The organism is Natrinema zhouii, assembly GCF_013456555.2.
GTDB lineage: Archaea > Halobacteriota > Halobacteria > Halobacteriales > Natrialbaceae > Natrinema > Natrinema zhouii.
Map to the genome: position 1 here is coordinate 1,145,988 of NZ_CP059154.1, position 16,737 is coordinate 1,162,724.

Consider the following 16,737-nt stretch of genomic DNA (forward strand, 5'->3'; position numbering starts at 1 on the left):
TGAGCGCCGGGCTCGATCCAGATAACTGCTCGTCCGGGCGGCCGATCGAAACCAAAGTTGGTATGTCCGCCTCGGTTCCTTCACTGAGATAAGATGGTACAGACGAGCGTTATCGGTTGTGGCAACATGGGGAGTGCCCTGATCAAGGGACTCTGGCGAGACGGGAACCATACGGTGACCGCGTGCGATCTCGATCCCGACGCACTCGAGTCGGTCGCCGACTACGTCGATCACACGACGTCGGACATTTCGGAAGCGGCCGACGCCGACGTCGTGATCGTCGCGGTCAAACCGGACATCGTCGGCGCGGTGCTGGATGATCTCGATCTCTCGCCCGAGCAGACCCTCATCTCTATCGCTGCGGGCGTCTCCACCGACTACGTCGAAGCGCGGACCGACGCGAACGTCGTTCGGATCATGCCGAACCTCGCGGCCGAAACCGGGGACATGGCCGCTGCCGTGACCACCGAGGGCGTCACCGACGAGGTGCGAGAACTGCTCGACGACGTCGGCGAATTCGCCGAGATCGACGAGGCGAAGATGGATATCGCGACCGCCGTCAACGGGAGCGGACCGGCCTTCGTCTTCTATCTCATCCAGGCGATGGCGGACGCGGGCGTCGAGGGCGGCCTCGAGGCCGACGACGCCGAGACGCTGGCCGCCCAGACGTTCAAGGGGGCCGCCGAGACCGTCCTCCGGTCGGACCGGAGCGTCGAGGAACTGATCGACGCCGTCTGTTCGCCCAACGGGACGACGATCGAAGGGATGGAAGTCCTCTGGGACAGCGACGCCAAAGCCGACGTCGCCGCGGCGGTGACGGCGGCCGAAGAACGCTCGGCGGAGCTTGCACGCGAATTTAACAGTGAGGACGATGAGTAAGGGACTCGAGGAAGGGGCCGTCGCGGCGGCGCGACAGCTGGCGGCCGACGCGGACCGCGTGATCGTCAAGGCGGGGACGAACTCCCTGACCGACGAGGATTCGAACCTCGACGACGAGAAGCTCGACAAGCTCGTCGACGACCTCGAGGATCTCCTCTCCCGGGACAAGGAGGTCATCCTCGTCTCGTCGGGTGCGATCGGCGCTGGCACGGGCCGGATCGGGGAGTCGACCGGAACCGTCGAGGAGTCCCAGGCGCTGTCGACCGTCGGCCAGAGCCACCTGATGCACCGCTACACCGAGAGCTTCGCCCGATACGACCGAAAGGTCGCCCAGCTCCTCTTGACCCAGCACGACCTCGAGAACCCGGAGCGGTTCACGAACCTCCGGAACACGATCGAGACGCTGTTGGACTGGGGCGTCGTTCCGATCATCAACGAGAACGACGCGGTCGCGACCGAGGAGATCCGGATCGGCGACAACGACATGCTCTCGGCGGCGACGACGATCGGTATCGACGCGGACCTGCTGGTCACGCTGACCGACGTCGGCGGCGTCTACACCGGCAATCCGAAGCACGATCCCGACGCCGAACGCATCGAAGCGGTCGGCACCAACTACGACACGGTCCAGGAGATCATCACCGAGAGCACGTCCGACGGATTCGGCGGCATCCAGACGAAAGTCGAGGGCGCACGCGACGTCAGCGAGCACGGCATCCCGGCGTTTATTGCGAAGTCCACCGAGCCCGACGTGCTCGAGAAAATCGCTACTGCCAAGCCCGTGGGAACCATATTCCTCCCTATCAACGGTGTGAGCGATGACTGAGACAGATATCGAACGAGACGTCGACGAAGCACAGACCGCGGCCCTCGAGCTCGCGAAACTGTCCGACGAAGAGCGGAGGCGGGCGCTCCACGGAATCGCCGATGCGATCGAAGCCCGGACCGACGAGATCCTCGCGGAAAACGAGCGAGACGTCCAGGAGGGTGAGCGGCTGCTCGAGGAGGGCGAGTACACGCAAGTCCTCGTCGACCGACTGAAGCTCTCCGAGTCGAAGATCGAGAGCATCGCTGAGATGGTCCGCAGCGTCGCCGGGCAGGACGACCCGCTGGGCAAGACGCTCTCAGCCAGAGAACTCGACGAGGACCTCGAACTCTACAAGGTCGCCACCCCAATCGGCGTCGTCGGGACGGTCTTCGAGTCCCGGCCCGACGCGCTCGTCCAGATCGCCGCGCTCGCCCTCAAATCGGGGAACGCGGTGATCCTCAAGGGCGGCAGCGAGGCGCTGCACTCCAACCGAATTCTCTTCGAGATCATCGAGGACGCCGCAGCCGACGCCGAGATACCGGATGGGTGGGCCCAGCACATCGAGGCCCGCGAGGACGTCGACGCCCTGCTCGAGATGGACGACGCGATCGACCTCCTCATGCCTCGGGGGAGCTCCGCGTTCGTGAGCTACATCCAGGACAACACGAGCATCCCCGTCCTCGGCCACACGGAGGGGATCTGTCACGTCTACGTCGACGACGAGGCGGACCTCTCGATGGCCGAAGACATCGCGTACGACGCCAAGGTCCAGTATCCCGCGGTCTGCAACGCCGTCGAGACCCTGCTGGTCCACGAGGACGTCGCCGCTGAGTTCCTGCCGGCGATCGCGGATCGCTACGAGACCGCCGACGTCGAAATTCGGGGCGACGAGGCAACCTGCGAAATCGTCGACGTCGAGACCGCAACCGACGCCGACTGGGACACCGAGTACGGCGATCTCATCGTCTCGATCCGGATCGTCGACTCGCTCGAGACCGCGATCGATCACGTCACCACCCACGGCTCGAAGCACACCGAATCGATCGTGACCGAGGACGCCGACCGCGCGAGCACCTTCATGCGGAGTCTCGACTCCGCGAGCGTCTTCCACAACGCCTCGACCCGGTTCGCCGACGGCTACCGGTTCGGCCTCGGCGCGGAGGTCGGCATCAGCACGGGCAAGATCCACGCCCGCGGCCCCGTCGGCCTCGAGGGGCTGACGACCTACAAGTACCACCTCGAGGGCGACGGCCAGCTCGTCGCCACCTACGCCGGCGAGGACGCGAAACCGTTCATCCACGAGGAGTTCGACGGCGAGTGGTCTCCCGGTCGTCTCTCTGACGACTAATCTCTCGATTTCGAAACTCCCTCCTCTTTAGCACCTACCCGCGCGTAGGCACTGACCGATAGCCGCCTCCCGTTTTCGTCGCGAGTTCGAGCAGGACGGCCCACTCGAGGAGTCGCTCGGTTCGCTCACGCTGCGCTTCTTCGACACGGCTCGGACGCCGTCCGCGTTCGCCGGATCGCTGTCGCTCTTCGCGGATCGCCGTAGCGATCTCACCAGCGGTCAACGGGCCGTCGACCTGCTCGAGCACTGAAATCACTGCGTCGGCTCCATCCACCCGCTCTCGAAACGCTCGACGGAGCCGGTCGAGTTCGAGCGCCGGCGGAGTGTCCGGATCGATCTCCCCACTCGAGTCCGGATCGCGGCGGCGAAAACCCGCCGGCTCCTCGGTCGCGAGCTCGAGCGCGCGCAGAAAGGTGAGCCACGTCGCCGCTTCGTCGCGCGTCTCGAGGGGCGTCTCGTCGATGAGACGCTGACAGCAGTCGTCGACGTCGCCGGCGGTCGCGGGGAGGGCTCGCTGGACCGTCGCGAGGACCTCGGGATCCGCGGGCGGCTCCGGAACCGGCTTGAATCGCACGGCTACAGGCCGAAGGAGTCGACGAGGATTTCCTCGTCCGTTTCGCCGTGGACGTACGTCGGACCGCCGATCACGTCGATCGTCACCGTCGCGGGCGCGAAGAGGTCCGACGAGACCTCCGAGAAGTCCCACTCGAGTTCGTCGAAGACCTCGCCGAACGGCCGGCCGTGATCTTCGGCGGCGGTCGACGGCACCGAGTCGAAGACGTCGGCGTCCTCTCGGACGGTGAGGTGCGCGCGCCCGCCGTAGGCGATCGCGTCGTTCGTCCGCGCGATGGCCGTTCGCTCGTCGCCCGCGACGGGCGCGACCGGCGCGCGGCCGGTCGCCGAGACGATGTCGAGGGGATCGTAGCCGAGTTCCGAGAGCCGGAACGTCGCGAGTTCGGCGGTGCGGGCGGCGTTGGTGATACTACCGGCGAGGCTCGCGGTCGAATACGCCAGCAGGAAGACGCTGCTCGTCTCGACCTCGGCGCGCTCGGCGACGTGTTCGGCCACGGACTCGGTCGGATCCGCCTCCGTCTCGATAGCCAGCGCCGTCAGGTCGAACGCGTCGGTGTAGCCGATGCGGCGGAACTCGTCCTCTTCGGCTACCAGCGCTCGAGCGGGACCGCTGCCGAGACCCTCGAAGTCCTCGGTCAGCACCTCCCAGCCAGCCTTCTGGGAACACAGCAGCGAGAGCGCCGGCTGATCCGTCGACAGCTCGACGAAGGGGATCGACGCGTCGCCGACTTCGCCGAGTTCGTAGCTCGGCGTCGCCATCCCCGCCGTCTGGATCTCGGTCAGTAGCAGTGCAGCCTCGATCCCGCCGTCGAACTCGAGGCCGAAGTCGAGTACCGTCGCGTCGTTCTCGAGGTCGTAACCCCCGATATTCAGCTCTTCGGCGTAGTCGAGGGCCTCGTCGACCAGCTCGATTGCCATCCGATTGAGACTTTCCATGGCACCGAATTCACCCTCCGTAGTAAAACCGTTTGTCAGTTCGTGTCTGACTGACGTCTGACAGGTTTGCCCTGATCCGCGCCTCACGTTGCGATTCCCACAGATGGCCGCGTTTCACCCCTCGCGATTTCGGGCTGGTCGCCCGAGCTGTTCTTCGACGGCTGAGACCTTCTCTGCGGCGTCGACGTCTCGGGTCCGTTTGTCGTCGATCTTCAGAACCGTGCTGACTCGGTCCGCGTCGACGGCGTCGTGAGCCGCCTGCGCGGCCGCGAAGAGTTCGTCCGTCGTCTCGGCTTCGATCACCGTTCCCATCGGGTTCGTCTCGTAGGTGACGTCGTACTCCTCGAGCGCGTCGACGGCTTTCGCGACTTCGCCGGCCATACTGTCCTCGATCACTGGTGCGACGCTCAGTAGTGCGACTACCGTCATACGGATCACTGATACTCGGCAGGAACCTAAATCCGTTCCCGACGGATCGTCTCACCGGGGTTGTCGTCAGCTGCTCGTGAGCGCCGAACGGATGCGGTGCTCACGGTCAGTCGACAATGTGAGCGTGGAAAAACGATCAGTGTGACTGGATCGGGACAGTGACCGATGGACGGTCAGTTCGTGGTCGGCGTCTGGGGCGTCTCCGCGGGCGGGTAGATAATGACGTCGCCGTTCGCGTAGACGTACACCTCGTGCTCGAGGGCGGTGAACGCGACGTGGCCGCCCGTCCGGTCGGAGCCGTCGGCCTTCTGGCTGAAGATGCGGTCGAGTGCGTCCGGGTCGACGCTGTCGTACAGGGAGAACTCTCCCTGCGAGACGTCGGTGTCCGCGATCGATGCGAGCGCGTGGACGATCGTCGTGGTGATAGTGGCGGTGCCGTCGATATCGTGGTTGAAGACGTAGCGGTCGTTGGGCTGGTCGTACTGGAGGTCGTCCGTGCCGTCTGCGGGTGAGAGTTCAGTTTGCATTGCTATATCTGATCGTTCAATCGTGTATTAGACAGTAGTTACTCGCAGTATAAAAGCCACTCGTCGCCGACAATAGTAGTCATATGTGAGATACACACCTCTATTAGTAAAATACGTAAACTACCGTTTGGAGCGGCTGATTAGCCGATTTTCCACCAGCGTCACGACGAGGCTACACGCGACAATATCTGCTTTTGCGACGGAAATCAGTTGTTTCTGATCAGATCAACCTCGCAACCGTTTGTGCCGTCCCCATCGCGAAGCTCGCGCCTCTTCGAGCCTCCATGGGAGGGAGTCAGTCGTCGCACTCGTCGGTGAACGAAGAGCCCAACGGGGCTATGATTCGGCCGTTCGGTCCGCGAACCGCTTGCCACGGCCGCCCGCGGGCTTATCCACACTGGCGTCCAATCGGTCCGTATGACTACCGGTTCAGCAGACGATTTCAGTTCGGAACTCGAGGAACTCATTGAAGACCTCCCCGCTGCCGTCGACGAGGCGGCGATCAAACGTATGCGCGTCGTCGCGCACGCCCTCGACGAGGGGGTACCGATTCCGGGAACGAACTTCAGAGTCGGACTCGACCCAATCGTCGGGATCCTCCCGGGGGCTGGCGACGCCGCGGCCGCGGGCGTCTCGCTGTACCTCGTCGTCGAAGCCGCCCGCATGGACGTCTCCCAGTCGACGCTGCTTCGCATGCTCGCGAACATCGGCGTCGACACTGTCATCGGCTCCGTCCCCGTCCTCGGCGTCATTTTCGACGCCTTCTGGAAAGCCAACAAGTGGAATCTGAAACTGGTCCTCGAGGACCTCGCCGAGACCGACGGCCAGTCCGACGGCGGACCGGAAGTCGTGACTATCGATTAGCGCAGTCGCTCGAGGTCGTTGCGTCCGGTCATCGGTCTTGTTTCTTTTTGGCTGTGATCTCGAGGTCACACTCACGAGTGGTGGTCGCGATATGCACCGACTCAGAGAAACCGATGGCAAATGGTGAGTTCGGAGACCGGGCTGGCTGGGATTTGAACAACGCGAAGACGGTCCTGCTCGCTCACTCCGTTCGCTCGCAGGCTGCGACTTCCCTCGTTCAAATCCAGAACGATTTCTCTGAACACGAATACTCGCGTTGCTACGCAACGCTCGCGATGTTGTGTTCAGAGAAATGCGCTGGCTGGGATTTGAACCCAGGTTGTGACCATGGCAAGGTCACGTGATACCACTACACTACCAGCGCCCTGCTGCACTCATACCTACTGCCGGACGGATGTATAAGGGTTGCGAATCAAATCGCCTGCGGCATGCCGCAGCATGCCGATTCTCGAGTAATCGTACTGCCAATTTCCGCACATTCTCGGCAGTATTCCCCGGATCTTCTCGTCTGTCGAATGCAACTGGTTGCCGAGGAAGAATGTGTGTCCGTTCACCACGAATTCGGGGGTGTGAGGCGGTGACAGCCGGAATCGAATCCGCTATTCTTTTAAGACCCTCTCCGCAATACATCGCTACAGTCTAGTGACGCGGCGCCGAAGCGTTTCGGTATGACTGTCAGCGTACTCGTGCCGTCGTCAATCAGCCGGGAAGCCGAGGACAAACGCGAGGCAACTCGCAAACTTGGATACGTCGCCCGCGCGGCGACGATCTTCCGGGCCGATCGCCTGGTCGTCTATCCCGATCGGGATGGAGAAACCGGGCGATTTGACGGCGGGTTCGTAAGCACAGTGTTGCGGTACGCCGCAACCCCCCCATACCTCCGCAACGAGGCGTGGGGGATGCGGGACGAACTGGAGTACGCGGGCATCTTGCCGCCGCTCCGCGCCATGTCACAGACCGGCTCCGAATCTACCGGTTCGGGGTCGTCAAGACAAGGAATCGTGACCGAGGTCGGACCTGAAGGGCGCGTCCGGGTCAATTGCGGACTGCAACACCCGATCTCCCTCAACGTACCGCCGAAAATGGCGGTCGAGGAGGGGGAGCGCGTGACCGTCAGGATCTATTCGCGACGACCGGTCCGGGCGAAGCTCGTCGACGATCCCCTCCCGGGGCTTTCGATCGAGCAGACGGACCTGCAGGCAGCACTCGGCCGTGAGGACGCCGGCGTTCGCATCGCGGCCTCCCGATTCGGTGAGCATCTCACCGTCGGGCGGCTCGAGACGCTGGCCGGACGCGTCCAGCGCGACGGGATGACCGTCGCCTTCGGCGCGCCCGAGAGAGGGCTGCCGGCTATCCTCGGAATCGAGGAATCGGCCATCGAAGCGTCGTCCGGACATGGCGACGCGGCCGATAACGGAGTCGAACCCACTGCCGATCCGGGGTTCGACCTCTGGCTAAACACGGTTCCGGATCAGGGAAGCGAGGTCGTGCGAACGGAGGAGGCTCTGTTCGCTACCCTCGCACCCCTCTCACTGAGAGAGTGATAGAATGCCACAAGCAAATACACCACGCAAAGGCTCACTCGGGTTCGGTCCACGACAGCGGGCGACCAGCGAGGTCCCGCGCTTTAACTCGTGGCCGGACGACGACGGACAGCCGACGCTCCAGGGCTTCGCGGGCTACAAGGCCGGCATGACCCACGTCGTCATGGTCGACGATAAAGCGAACTCGCCGACCGAGGGGATGGAAGAGACCGTCCCCGTGACGATCGTGGAGACGCCGCCGATGCGCGCCGTCGCTCTGCGAGCATATGAAGACACGCCGTACGGTATGAAGCCGATAACTGAGGTCTGGACCGACGAGTTCGTTCCCGAACTCGATCGCGTTCTCGACCTTCCCGGTGACGAGAACGACAACGGCGCGACCACGGACGAGCTCCGTTCCCTCCACGAGGAGGGTCGCGTCGATGACGTTCGCGTCATCACCCACACGGTTCCGGGGGACCTGCCCTCGATGCCGAAGAAGAAACCGGACGTGATGGAAACGCGCGTCGGCGGCGGCTCCGTCGACGACCGCATCGACTTCGCCCTCGAGACGATCGAGAACGGTGGCGAGCACGTCATGAACGATGTGTTCCGCGCCGGCGAGTACGTCGACGCGAGCGGCGTCACGAAAGGGAAAGGGACCCAGGGTCCCGTCAAGCGATGGGGCGTCCAGAAACGAAAGGGCAAGCACGCCCGGCAGGGATGGCGCCGCCGCATCGGTAACCTCGGCCCCTGGAACCCGTCCCGCGTTCGGTCGACGGTTCCCCAGCAGGGGCAGACCGGCTACCACCAGCGGACGGAACTGAACAAGCGCCTCGTCGACATCGGCGACGGCGCAGACGCGACGGTCGACGGCGGCTTCGTCAACTACGGCGAAGTCGATGGACCGCACGCGCTGATCAAGGGCTCGCTCCCCGGGCCGCAACAGCGTCTCGTACGCTTCCGCCCGGCGATCCGACCCGGAGACCAGCCGCGCCTCGATCCCGAGGTTCGCTACGTCTCCACCGCATCCAACCAGGGATAACACATGGACGCAACAGTACGAAACCTGGACGGCGACGACGCGGACACGATCGAGCTCCCGGCGGTCTTCGAGACCACGTACCGCCCGGACTTGATCGGCCGCGCCGTACGCGCCGCACAGGCAAACCGAAAACAGGACTACGGTGCCGACGAGTTCGCCGGCCTTCGAACGCCGGCCGAATCGTTCGGTAGCGGCCGCGGTATGGCCCACGTCCCACGGCAGGAGGGTCGCGCTCGCCGCGTCCCCCAGGCCGTCAAGGGACGCAAGGCACACCCGCCGAAGGCCGAGAAGGACCAGTCCGAATCGATCAACACGAAAGCAAAGAAACTGGCCGTTCGCAGCGCGATCGCTGCGACGACCGACGCCGAACTCGTCGCCGAGCGCGGCCACGAGTTCGACGAGGAGTGCGAGCTTCCCGTCGTCGTCGACGACGAGTTCGAGGACCTCCAGAAGACTCGAGCGGTCGTCGACTTCCTCGAGGCACTCGGCCTCGAAGACGACATCGAACGCGCCGACGAGGGTCGCAACGTCCGCTCCGGTCAGGGGAAAGCCCGTGGCCGCAAGTACAAGACGCCGACGTCGATCCTCTTCGTCACGTCCAGCGAGACCGGCCCGTCCCGTGCGGCCCGGAACCTCGCGGGTGCCGACGTGACGACGGCCGCCGAGGTCAACGCGGAGGATCTCGCCCCCGGCGCACAGCCGGGACGACTCACCGTCTGGACCGAAAGTGCACTCGAGGAGGTGGCCGACCGATGAGTTCGGCCATCGAACACCCGCTCGTCACCGAGAAGGCGATGAACGACATGGACTTCGAGAACAAGCTCCAGTTCGTCGTCAACCCGGACGCGACCAAACCCGAGATTCGGGACGAGGTCGAAGAGCGCTTCGAGATTTCGGTCGAGAACGTCAACACGCAGGTAACGATGAAGGGTAAAAAGAAAGCGATCGTCCGCCTCTCCGAGGAGGACGACGCACAGGAAGTCGCTTCGCGCATCGGGGTGTTCTGAGAATGGGACGACGCATTCAAGGACAACGACGCGGCCGCGGGACCTCCACGTTCCGTGCCCCGTCGCACCGATACAAAGCGGAGCTCGAGCACAAGAAAGAGGAAGACGACGATATCGTCCGCGGGACGGTCGTCGACATCGAACACGACCCGGCTCGGTCCGCACCGATCGCGGCCGTCGAGTTCGACGATGGCGATCAGCGCCTCATCCTCGCACCCGAAGGCATCACCGTGGGCGAGGAGCTCGCAGTCGGTGTCACGGCGGAGATCAAGCCCGGCAACACGCTCCCGCTCGCGGAGATTCCCGAGGGAGTGCCGGTCTGTAACGTCGAAGCGAACCCGGGCGACGGCGGTCGATTCGCTCGCGCCTCGGGGACCAACGCCGACCTGATCACCCACGACCGCAACGCGGCGGTCATTCAGCTTCCCAGCGGCGAGGTCAAGCGCCTCGATCCGCAGTGTCGAGCCACCATCGGCGTCGTCGCCGGCGGCGGCCGCACGGAGAAGCCCTTCGTCAAGGCCGGCAACAAGTATCACAAGATGAAGTCCCGGGGCACCAAGTGGCCCCGCGTCCGCGGTGTCGCGATGAACGCCGTCGACCACCCGTTCGGTGGCGGCGGCCGACAGCACCCCGGCAAACCCAAGTCCGTCTCGCGGGACGCCCCGCCGGGACGGAAGGTCGGTGACATCGCGTCCCGAAGCACCGGTCGAGGTGGAAAGAAATGAGTCAGGAGTACCGAACCGGCCGTGAAGGTGAGTTCACCTACCGCGGCCACACGCTCGAGGAGCTGCAGTCGATGGAGCTCGACGAGGTTGTGGAACTGCTCCCCGCACGACAGCGGCGAAGTATCAAACGCGGCCTCTCCGTCGAGAAGGAGAAGCTTCGCGAGGAGGCCAGCGAGAAGGGCGACGAAGAAACGGCGAACGACCCGATTCGAACGCACCTGCGGGATATGCCGATCCTGCCGGAGTTCGTTGGACTGACCTTCGAGGTCTACAACGGGCAGGCGTTCGAACGCGTTCGTGTCGAACCCGAAATGATCGGCCACTATCTCGGCGAGTTCCAGCTCACACGGACCTCCGTCGAGCACGGACAGGCCGGCATCGGCGCGACCCGATCGTCGAAGTTCGTCCCACTGAAGTGATCCACGTATGGGAATCAACTACTCTGTCGACGCGGATCCCGACGCCACGGCGAAAGCCATGCTTCGGGAGCGTCATATGAGCAACAAGCACAGCAAGGAAGTCGCACGCCAACTCAAGGGCCGGACCGTCGGTGAGGCCCGGGCGTACCTTCAGGACGTAATCGACAAAGAGCAGTCGGTGCCGTTCAAGTCCCACAACGCCGGCGCGGGTCACCGCTCCGACATCGAGGGCTGGGACGCCGGCAAGTACCCCGAGAAGGTCTCGGGGGAGTTCCTCGACCTGCTCGAGAACGTCGAAGCCAACGCGGATCATCAGGGCTTCGACGGCGAGTCGATGGAAATCGTCCACGTCGCCGCCCACAAGGTCGGCGAGTCCGTGGGCCGCAAGCCCCGCGCGATGGGGCGTGCGTCGGCGTGGAACACGCCGCAGGTCGACGTCGAGATCGTCGTCGAAGAAGTCGAAGACGAGGAGGACGATAGCTAATGGCTGACGAACACCAATTCATCGAAAACGGCCTGCAGCGGTCCCAGATCGACGAGTTCTTCCAGGAAGAGCTCGGCCGCGCGGGCTACGGTGGCATGGACGTCGCCAAGACGCCGATGGGAACCCAGATCGTCCTCAAGGCCGAGAAGCCCGGGATGGTCATCGGCAAAGGCGGCGAGAACATCCGGAAGGTCACGACGGCCCTCGAGGAGAAGTTCAACCTCGAGGACCCCCAGATCGACGTGCAGGAGGTCGACGAACCCGACCTCAACGCACGGATCGTCGCGGACCGACTGGCCAACGCGCTCGAGCGCGGCTGGTACTTCCGGAAGGCCGGTCACACAACGATCGACCGGATCATGGACGCCGGCGCGCTCGGCGCGGAGATCGTCCTGTCGGGGAAGGTCACCGGCGCACGATCGCGCGTCGAGAAGTTCAACCGCGGCTACATCAAGCACAACGGCGAGCCCGCCGAGACGGTCGTCGACCACGGCCAGGGCGTCGCGGTGATGAAACTCGGCACCATCGGTGTCGACGTCAAGATCATCCCGCCGGGAGCCGAGCTCCCCGACGACTTCCAGGTCAACGAGGACATGGATCCGGAAGAGGTCGTCCCGGACGCCGTCGAAGTCAACGCGGAAGGCGGCGTCGAGGAACTCCTCGAGGGCGAACCCGAGGAGGCCGAGGCCGCCGAGAGCGGTGCCGAGGCTGCGGCTGACGAAGCCGTCGAAACCGACGAAGCCGACCTCGACGAAGACGTCGTCGAGGAAGTCATCGAAGAGGAGGTCGAGGCCGACGCCGACGAGGAGTTCGACGAAGTCGAAGTCCCCGACGACGAAGACGTCGACGAAGAGCTCGAAGAGCTCGAGGAAGACGTCGAAGCGGAAGCCGAAGAGCTCGTCGAGGAGATGGACGAGGAGGCGGACGACGAGGCAGACGCGGACGAGGGAGGTGACGCCTGATGGCGATCCTCCACGTCGAAGAGATCCGCGACATGACTCCCGCCGAGCGGGAGGAAGAACTCGAGGAACTCGAGACCGAACTGCTGAACCAGAAGTCCGTCCTCGCCGCCGGTGGTGCCCCGGAGAATCCGGGTCGCATCGGCGAACTCGGTCGCACCGTCGCTCGGATCAAGACGATCCAGAACGAGGAAGGCGATCTCGAGGACGAAGCGGACACAGACGCGGAATAACGACACACCAATGGCACTGACACCCGAGACCCTGCCGCGACACGAACTCAACGGGCTCCCCGTGCGAGTCGTCGAGAGCGACGACTCCTCGCGGGTCGGCCTCGAGGGACGGGTCGTCATCGAGACGACCAAAACTCTCTCAATAGAAGTCCGTGACGACGGCGAGTCTCGGGTCGTGATGGTGCCGAAATCGGGCTCGACGTTCGAGTTCGCGATCACAGATGAAGCCGCCGACTCCGCGAAGGAGTCGGGGACTGCGTCCAAACTGGCCGACACTGAACCCGCCGGGGGATCCGAGGAACGAACCTCACCCGCTGCGGACTGCGCTGGCGAGGATGTAGCCTACGTTACGGTCGATGGATCGCGGCTGCTCTCACGACCCGCCCGACGCACGGAAACGAATGGTGACTCACCATGGCAATAGGACTAGACGTTGAAACCCCTCCGGAACCGAACAATCCGGAGGAATACGACTACGAGAAGTGTCCGTTCTACGGCGACCTCTCCGTTCGAGGACAGATCCTCGAGGGGACGGTCGTCTCGACGGACATGGACAAGACCGTAGTCGTCGAGCGAGAGTACGATGTGGCGGTCCCGAAGTACGACCGACACATGAAACGACGCTCGCGCATCCCGGCACACGTACCGGGCGTGCTCGAGCCGCTCTCGGTCGGTGACACGGTCAAGATCGCAGAGACCCGACCACTGTCGAAGACGAAATCGCACGTGGTCGTCGAAGTAACCCAGAAAGCGACAGCGGAGGACCTCGCCGAACTCACGAGCCAGGCCGAGCCTGAGCCGGAGCTTTCGGACGAGGACTTCGCGACCGACGAAGACGAGGGTGACGAGTGATGGAGGCGATGAAAGCCGACGTCACGCAGGGACTCAAGAAGGGATCCCTGGTCACGTGTGCCGACAACACCGGCGCGCGTGAGCTGAAAGTCATCAGCGTCGCGGGCTACCACGGCACCAAGAACCGCCAGCCGAAGGCGGGGATCGGTGACAAAGTGACCGTCTCGGTCACCAAGGGTACCCCGGAGATGCGCCGACAGGTCCTCGAGGCCGTCGTCGTCCGCCAGCGGAAGTCGATCCGCCGGCCCGATGGCACGCGGCTCAAGTTCGAGGACAACGCGGCGGTCATCATCGACGAGAACGAGGAGCCCCGCGGCACGGAGATCAAGGGGCCGATCGCCCGCGAAGTCGCAGAGCGCTTCGGAGCAATCGCCAGCACGGCGACGATGATCGTATAGATATGACCACGCAACCAGACAAACAGCGAACGAAGACGAGAAACGCGCCGCTGCACCAGCGAGGAAAGCAGCTGCACGCGACGCTGTCCGACGACCTCCGCGAGGAGTACGACACCCGTCGAACCCGCGTCAACGCGGGCGACACGGTCGAGGTCATGCGCGGCGACTTCGCCGGCGAGGAAGGCGAGGTCATGCGCGCGATTCTCGAGGATGGAACCATCCACGTCGAGGACGTGACGGTCGAGACGGCCGACGGCGAAGAAGTGCCGCGGCCGCTGGACCCGTCGAACGTCCGTCTCACGGAGCTCGACCTCGAGGACGAGCGTCGCGAGTCGCGTCTCGAAGGTGATACCGAATGACGAAACACCAGAAGCGACTGTCAGTTCCGAAGTCCTGGCCGGTCGAGCGGAAGACCGAGACCTTCACGGTGAAGGCCGGTGCCGGCCCGCACGGCGAGGACGGCGTGCCGCTCGTCGTCCTCCTGCGGGACGTGCTCGGCTACGTGGACTCGCGGAAGGAAGCGCGCTACGCCCTCTCGGAGGACTCGATCCTCATCAACGGGGACGCGATCAACGACGAACAGCGCCCGATCGGCATGTTCGACATCGTTGCGTTCCCTGGTCGCGAGGAGTACTACCGCGTCTTCCCCGACGAGGGCGGTCGGCTCGCGCTGACCGAAATCGACGAGGACGCCGCAGGGAGCCGCCTCGGCAAGATCGAGGGCAAACAGCAGGTTCCGGGTGGCGAGACGCAGCTGACCCTCCACGACGGGACGAACGTCCTCACCGATTCCGACGAGTACCGCCCGAAGGACTCGATCGTCGTCGACAACGACGACAAATCCGTCGTCGCACACTTCCCCTACGAGGAAGGTGCGCTCGTGACGGCCGTCCGTGGCAACCACGGCGGCAAGGTCGGCGAGATCGACGCGATCGACATCACGCCGGGCAGCGGCTCGAACAGCGTCGGTGTCTCCATGGACGACGGCGGCTTCGAAACCGTCGAAGAGTACGTCGTCGTCATCGACGAGAACTTCACTGGCGACGCGGACGAGGAATCCGCGAACACAGGTGATGACGAATGAGCGAAGCCAGCAACGCTGACTTCCACGAAATGCGCGAGCCCCGCGTCGAGAAGGTCGTCGTCCACATGGGCGTCGGTCAGGGTGGTCGCGAACTCGGCAAGGCCGAGGACATCATCGAAACGGTCACCGGCCAGGAGAGCGTCCGCACGCAGGCCAAGCGGACCGAACCTGACTTCGGCATTCGACAGGGCGATCCGATCGGCGCGAAGGTCACCCTTCGCGACCAGGACGCACACGACTTCCTCGAGACAGCGCTCCCGCTGTCGAACATCTCGTCGTCGCAGTTCGACGACACGGGGAACTTCAGCTTCGGTGTCGCGGAACACACCGACTTCCCCAGCCAGGAGTACGACCCGAACGTCGGGATCTACGGGCTGGACGTCACCGTCAACCTGGTGCGTCCGGGCTACCGCATCGCCAAACGCGATAAGGCGACCCGATCGATCCCCTCGAGCCACCGATTGACCCCTGAGGACGCCATCGCGTTCCTCGAGGGGAACTTCGACGTGACCGTAGAGGGCACAGACGATGAGTGAAAGCGAAACAGAAAACGACCGCACGGGCGAGCACGCAGCAAAGCGGACGGGACAGATCGAGTCTTGTCAGCGCTGTGGCCGCGAGCAGGGACTTGTCGGGAAGTACGACATCAACCTCTGCCGACAGTGCTTCCGCGAGATCGCCCGCGACATGGGATTCAGGAAGTACAGATAACATGACCGGAAACGATCCACTCAGCAACGCGCTCTCGGGAATCGATAACGCCGAGAGTGTGGGTCATCTCACCCACGAGGTAACGCCCGCCTCGAACGAAATCGGCAGCGTACTCGAGGTCTTCTACGACCGCGGGTACATCGACGGCTTCGAGTACGTCGACGACGGTAAAGCCGGTCAGTTCGAGGTCGAATTGAAAGGAGCGATCAACCAGTGCGGCCCCATCAAGCCCCGCTACGCCGTCGGCTCCGAGGGCTTCGAGAAGTGGGAGAAGCGCTATCTCCCCGCTCGAGACTTCGGTGCCCTCGTCGTCACGACGAGCAGTGGCATTATGAGCCACTACGAGGCTCGCGAACAGGGTATTGGGGGCCAGGTGATCGCATACGTCTACTGACCATGCGAGTAGAACTGGAAATCCCCGAGAACGTAACCGTCGAGGTCGATCGGTTCGACGTGACCGTCGAAGGGCCGGAAGGCAGCGTGACGCGCCGCCTCTGGTACCCCGACGTGACCGTCGAGACCGACGACGATCAGGTGGTCATCGAAAGCAGTGCCGAGGACGCGAAGACGAATTCGACCGTCGGCACCTTCGAGAGCCACATCCGAAACGCAGTCCACGGCGTGACCGAGGGCTGGGAGTACGAGATGGAAGTCTTCTACTCTCACTTCCCGATGCAGGTCCGTGTGGAAGGCGAGGAGATCGTCATCGAGAACTTCCTCGGCGAAAAGGCACCGCGACGAACGACTATCCACGGTGAGACCGACGTTACCGTCGACGACGAGCAGCTCGTCCTGTCCGGCCCCAACAAGGAGCACGTCGGACAGACGGCGGCCGACATCGAGCAGCTGACGAAGGTCAGCGGCAAGGACACCCGCGTCTTCCAGGACGGGGTCTACATCACCACTAAACCCGCCAAAGGAGGTGTCTGATAG

The 16,737-nt window shown here is 64.0% G+C and carries 26 protein-coding genes and 1 tRNA gene; 22 read left to right on the forward strand and 5 right to left on the reverse strand.

Annotation, left to right across the window (positions count from 1 at the left end):
* The first annotated feature begins 126 nt into the window (after positions 1–126).
* Genes proC through HYG81_RS24315 form a run of 3 tightly spaced genes read left to right on the forward strand, consistent with a single transcriptional unit; the run spans position 127 to position 3,035 of the window.
* Positions 127–879 carry a pyrroline-5-carboxylate reductase gene (gene proC, locus HYG81_RS24305; protein WP_233289917.1) on the forward strand — a complete coding sequence of 251 codons (753 nt, stop codon included), beginning with the start codon at positions 127–129 and terminating at the stop codon, positions 877–879.
* Positions 872–1,705, forward strand: coding sequence for a glutamate 5-kinase (proB, locus tag HYG81_RS24310; RefSeq protein WP_180842243.1), 834 nt, complete (start codon positions 872–874; stop codon positions 1,703–1,705). The genes proC and proB overlap by 8 nt, the downstream gene beginning before the upstream one ends.
* Positions 1,698–3,035, forward strand: coding sequence for a glutamate-5-semialdehyde dehydrogenase (locus tag HYG81_RS24315; RefSeq protein ID WP_180842244.1), 1,338 nt, complete (start codon positions 1,698–1,700; stop codon positions 3,033–3,035). Before proB ends, HYG81_RS24315 begins: the two co-directional genes overlap by 8 nt.
* 34 nt (positions 3,036–3,069) lie before the next feature.
* Here the strand turns inward: HYG81_RS24315 and HYG81_RS24320 are convergent, their stop codons facing one another.
* The 4 genes from HYG81_RS24320 to HYG81_RS24335 all read right to left on the reverse strand — a co-directional run bounded on the left by HYG81_RS24320 (position 3,070) and on the right by HYG81_RS24335 (position 5,500).
* Positions 3,070–3,609, reverse strand: coding sequence for a double winged helix-containing putative transcriptional regulator (locus tag HYG81_RS24320; protein ID WP_180842245.1), 540 nt, complete (start codon positions 3,607–3,609; stop codon positions 3,070–3,072).
* A 2-nt stretch (positions 3,610–3,611) separates the two neighbouring features.
* A complete protein-coding gene (gene mch / locus HYG81_RS24325) occupies positions 3,612–4,544 on the reverse strand; it encodes a methenyltetrahydromethanopterin cyclohydrolase (protein WP_180842246.1) in 933 nt (310 codons plus the stop codon).
* 114 nt (positions 4,545–4,658) lie between these two features.
* On the reverse strand, positions 4,659–4,973 hold the full coding sequence (locus HYG81_RS24330; RefSeq protein WP_180842247.1) for an MTH1187 family thiamine-binding protein: 315 nt from the start codon (positions 4,971–4,973) through the stop codon (positions 4,659–4,661).
* 173 nt (positions 4,974–5,146) lie between these two features.
* Complete coding sequence (locus tag HYG81_RS24335) at positions 5,147–5,500, reverse strand: HalOD1 output domain-containing protein (protein ID WP_180842248.1); 354 nt, start codon at positions 5,498–5,500, stop codon at positions 5,147–5,149.
* A 417-nt stretch (positions 5,501–5,917) separates the two neighbouring features.
* On the opposite strand from HYG81_RS24335, the gene HYG81_RS24340 reads away from it, so the two are divergent.
* The gene (locus HYG81_RS24340) at positions 5,918–6,364 is read left to right on the forward strand and encodes a DUF4112 domain-containing protein (RefSeq protein WP_180842249.1); all 447 of its coding nucleotides are present in this window, start codon (positions 5,918–5,920) and stop codon (positions 6,362–6,364) included.
* 293 nt (positions 6,365–6,657) lie between these two features.
* Here HYG81_RS24340 and HYG81_RS24345 read toward each other — a convergent pair.
* Positions 6,658–6,728 (reverse strand) — tRNA-Gly (locus HYG81_RS24345).
* Between the two features lie 304 nt (positions 6,729–7,032).
* Here HYG81_RS24345 and HYG81_RS24350 point away from each other — a divergent pair.
* From HYG81_RS24350 to HYG81_RS24435, 18 genes are read left to right on the forward strand one after another with little or no spacing between them, the layout of a single operon-like run.
* Entirely contained in the window at positions 7,033–7,908 is an 876-nt protein-coding gene (locus HYG81_RS24350; protein WP_180842250.1) for a putative RNA uridine N3 methyltransferase, read from the forward strand.
* Positions 7,909–7,912: 4 nt separating this feature from the next.
* Positions 7,913–8,932 (forward strand): 50S ribosomal protein L3, encoded by a 1,020-nt coding sequence (locus tag HYG81_RS24355; protein ID WP_180842251.1) that lies wholly within the window; start codon positions 7,913–7,915, stop codon positions 8,930–8,932.
* A gap of 3 nt (positions 8,933–8,935) precedes the next feature.
* On the forward strand, positions 8,936–9,688 hold the full coding sequence (rpl4p, locus tag HYG81_RS24360; RefSeq protein WP_180842252.1) for a 50S ribosomal protein L4: 753 nt from the start codon (positions 8,936–8,938) through the stop codon (positions 9,686–9,688).
* Positions 9,685–9,939 carry a 50S ribosomal protein L23 gene (locus HYG81_RS24365; RefSeq protein WP_180842253.1) on the forward strand — a complete coding sequence of 85 codons (255 nt, stop codon included), beginning with the start codon at positions 9,685–9,687 and terminating at the stop codon, positions 9,937–9,939. Before rpl4p ends, HYG81_RS24365 begins: the two co-directional genes overlap by 4 nt.
* 2 nt (positions 9,940–9,941) lie before the next feature.
* Positions 9,942–10,664, forward strand: a complete 723-nt coding sequence (locus HYG81_RS24370) for a 50S ribosomal protein L2 (protein ID WP_180842254.1) — start codon at positions 9,942–9,944, stop codon at positions 10,662–10,664.
* On the forward strand, positions 10,661–11,083 hold the full coding sequence (locus HYG81_RS24375; RefSeq protein ID WP_180842255.1) for a 30S ribosomal protein S19: 423 nt from the start codon (positions 10,661–10,663) through the stop codon (positions 11,081–11,083). Before HYG81_RS24370 ends, HYG81_RS24375 begins: the two co-directional genes overlap by 4 nt.
* A gap of 7 nt (positions 11,084–11,090) precedes the next feature.
* On the forward strand, positions 11,091–11,567 hold the full coding sequence (locus HYG81_RS24380) for a 50S ribosomal protein L22 (RefSeq protein ID WP_180842256.1): 477 nt from the start codon (positions 11,091–11,093) through the stop codon (positions 11,565–11,567).
* Positions 11,567–12,529: a 30S ribosomal protein S3 gene (locus tag HYG81_RS24385; protein WP_180842257.1), complete on the forward strand. Its 963-nt coding sequence runs from the start codon at positions 11,567–11,569 to the stop codon at positions 12,527–12,529. The genes HYG81_RS24380 and HYG81_RS24385 overlap by 1 nt, the downstream gene beginning before the upstream one ends.
* Positions 12,529–12,759: a 50S ribosomal protein L29 gene (rpmC, locus tag HYG81_RS24390; protein ID WP_180842258.1), complete on the forward strand. Its 231-nt coding sequence runs from the start codon at positions 12,529–12,531 to the stop codon at positions 12,757–12,759. The genes HYG81_RS24385 and rpmC overlap by 1 nt, the downstream gene beginning before the upstream one ends.
* 10 nt (positions 12,760–12,769) lie before the next feature.
* On the forward strand, positions 12,770–13,183 hold the full coding sequence (locus HYG81_RS24395; RefSeq protein ID WP_180842259.1) for a ribonuclease P protein component 1: 414 nt from the start codon (positions 12,770–12,772) through the stop codon (positions 13,181–13,183).
* Complete coding sequence (locus HYG81_RS24400; RefSeq protein ID WP_180842260.1) at positions 13,174–13,611, forward strand: 30S ribosomal protein S17; 438 nt, start codon at positions 13,174–13,176, stop codon at positions 13,609–13,611. The genes HYG81_RS24395 and HYG81_RS24400 overlap by 10 nt, the downstream gene beginning before the upstream one ends.
* The gene (locus HYG81_RS24405; protein ID WP_006180012.1) at positions 13,611–14,009 is read left to right on the forward strand and encodes a 50S ribosomal protein L14; all 399 of its coding nucleotides are present in this window, start codon (positions 13,611–13,613) and stop codon (positions 14,007–14,009) included. The genes HYG81_RS24400 and HYG81_RS24405 overlap by 1 nt, the downstream gene beginning before the upstream one ends.
* A 2-nt stretch (positions 14,010–14,011) precedes the next feature.
* On the forward strand, positions 14,012–14,368 hold the full coding sequence (rplX, locus tag HYG81_RS24410; protein ID WP_180842261.1) for a 50S ribosomal protein L24: 357 nt from the start codon (positions 14,012–14,014) through the stop codon (positions 14,366–14,368).
* Positions 14,365–15,093: a 30S ribosomal protein S4e gene (locus tag HYG81_RS24415; protein WP_180842262.1), complete on the forward strand. Its 729-nt coding sequence runs from the start codon at positions 14,365–14,367 to the stop codon at positions 15,091–15,093. Before rplX ends, HYG81_RS24415 begins: the two co-directional genes overlap by 4 nt.
* Positions 15,090–15,629: a 50S ribosomal protein L5 gene (locus HYG81_RS24420; RefSeq protein ID WP_180842263.1), complete on the forward strand. Its 540-nt coding sequence runs from the start codon at positions 15,090–15,092 to the stop codon at positions 15,627–15,629. Before HYG81_RS24415 ends, HYG81_RS24420 begins: the two co-directional genes overlap by 4 nt.
* A complete protein-coding gene (locus HYG81_RS24425) occupies positions 15,622–15,804 on the forward strand; it encodes a 30S ribosomal protein S14 (protein ID WP_098725837.1) in 183 nt (60 codons plus the stop codon). Before HYG81_RS24420 ends, HYG81_RS24425 begins: the two co-directional genes overlap by 8 nt.
* Before the next feature lies 1 nt (position 15,805).
* The gene (locus HYG81_RS24430; protein WP_180842264.1) at positions 15,806–16,198 is read left to right on the forward strand and encodes a 30S ribosomal protein S8; all 393 of its coding nucleotides are present in this window, start codon (positions 15,806–15,808) and stop codon (positions 16,196–16,198) included.
* 2 nt (positions 16,199–16,200) lie between these two features.
* The gene (locus HYG81_RS24435) at positions 16,201–16,734 is read left to right on the forward strand and encodes a 50S ribosomal protein L6 (protein WP_180842265.1); all 534 of its coding nucleotides are present in this window, start codon (positions 16,201–16,203) and stop codon (positions 16,732–16,734) included.
* Positions 16,735–16,737 lie beyond the last annotated feature (3 nt).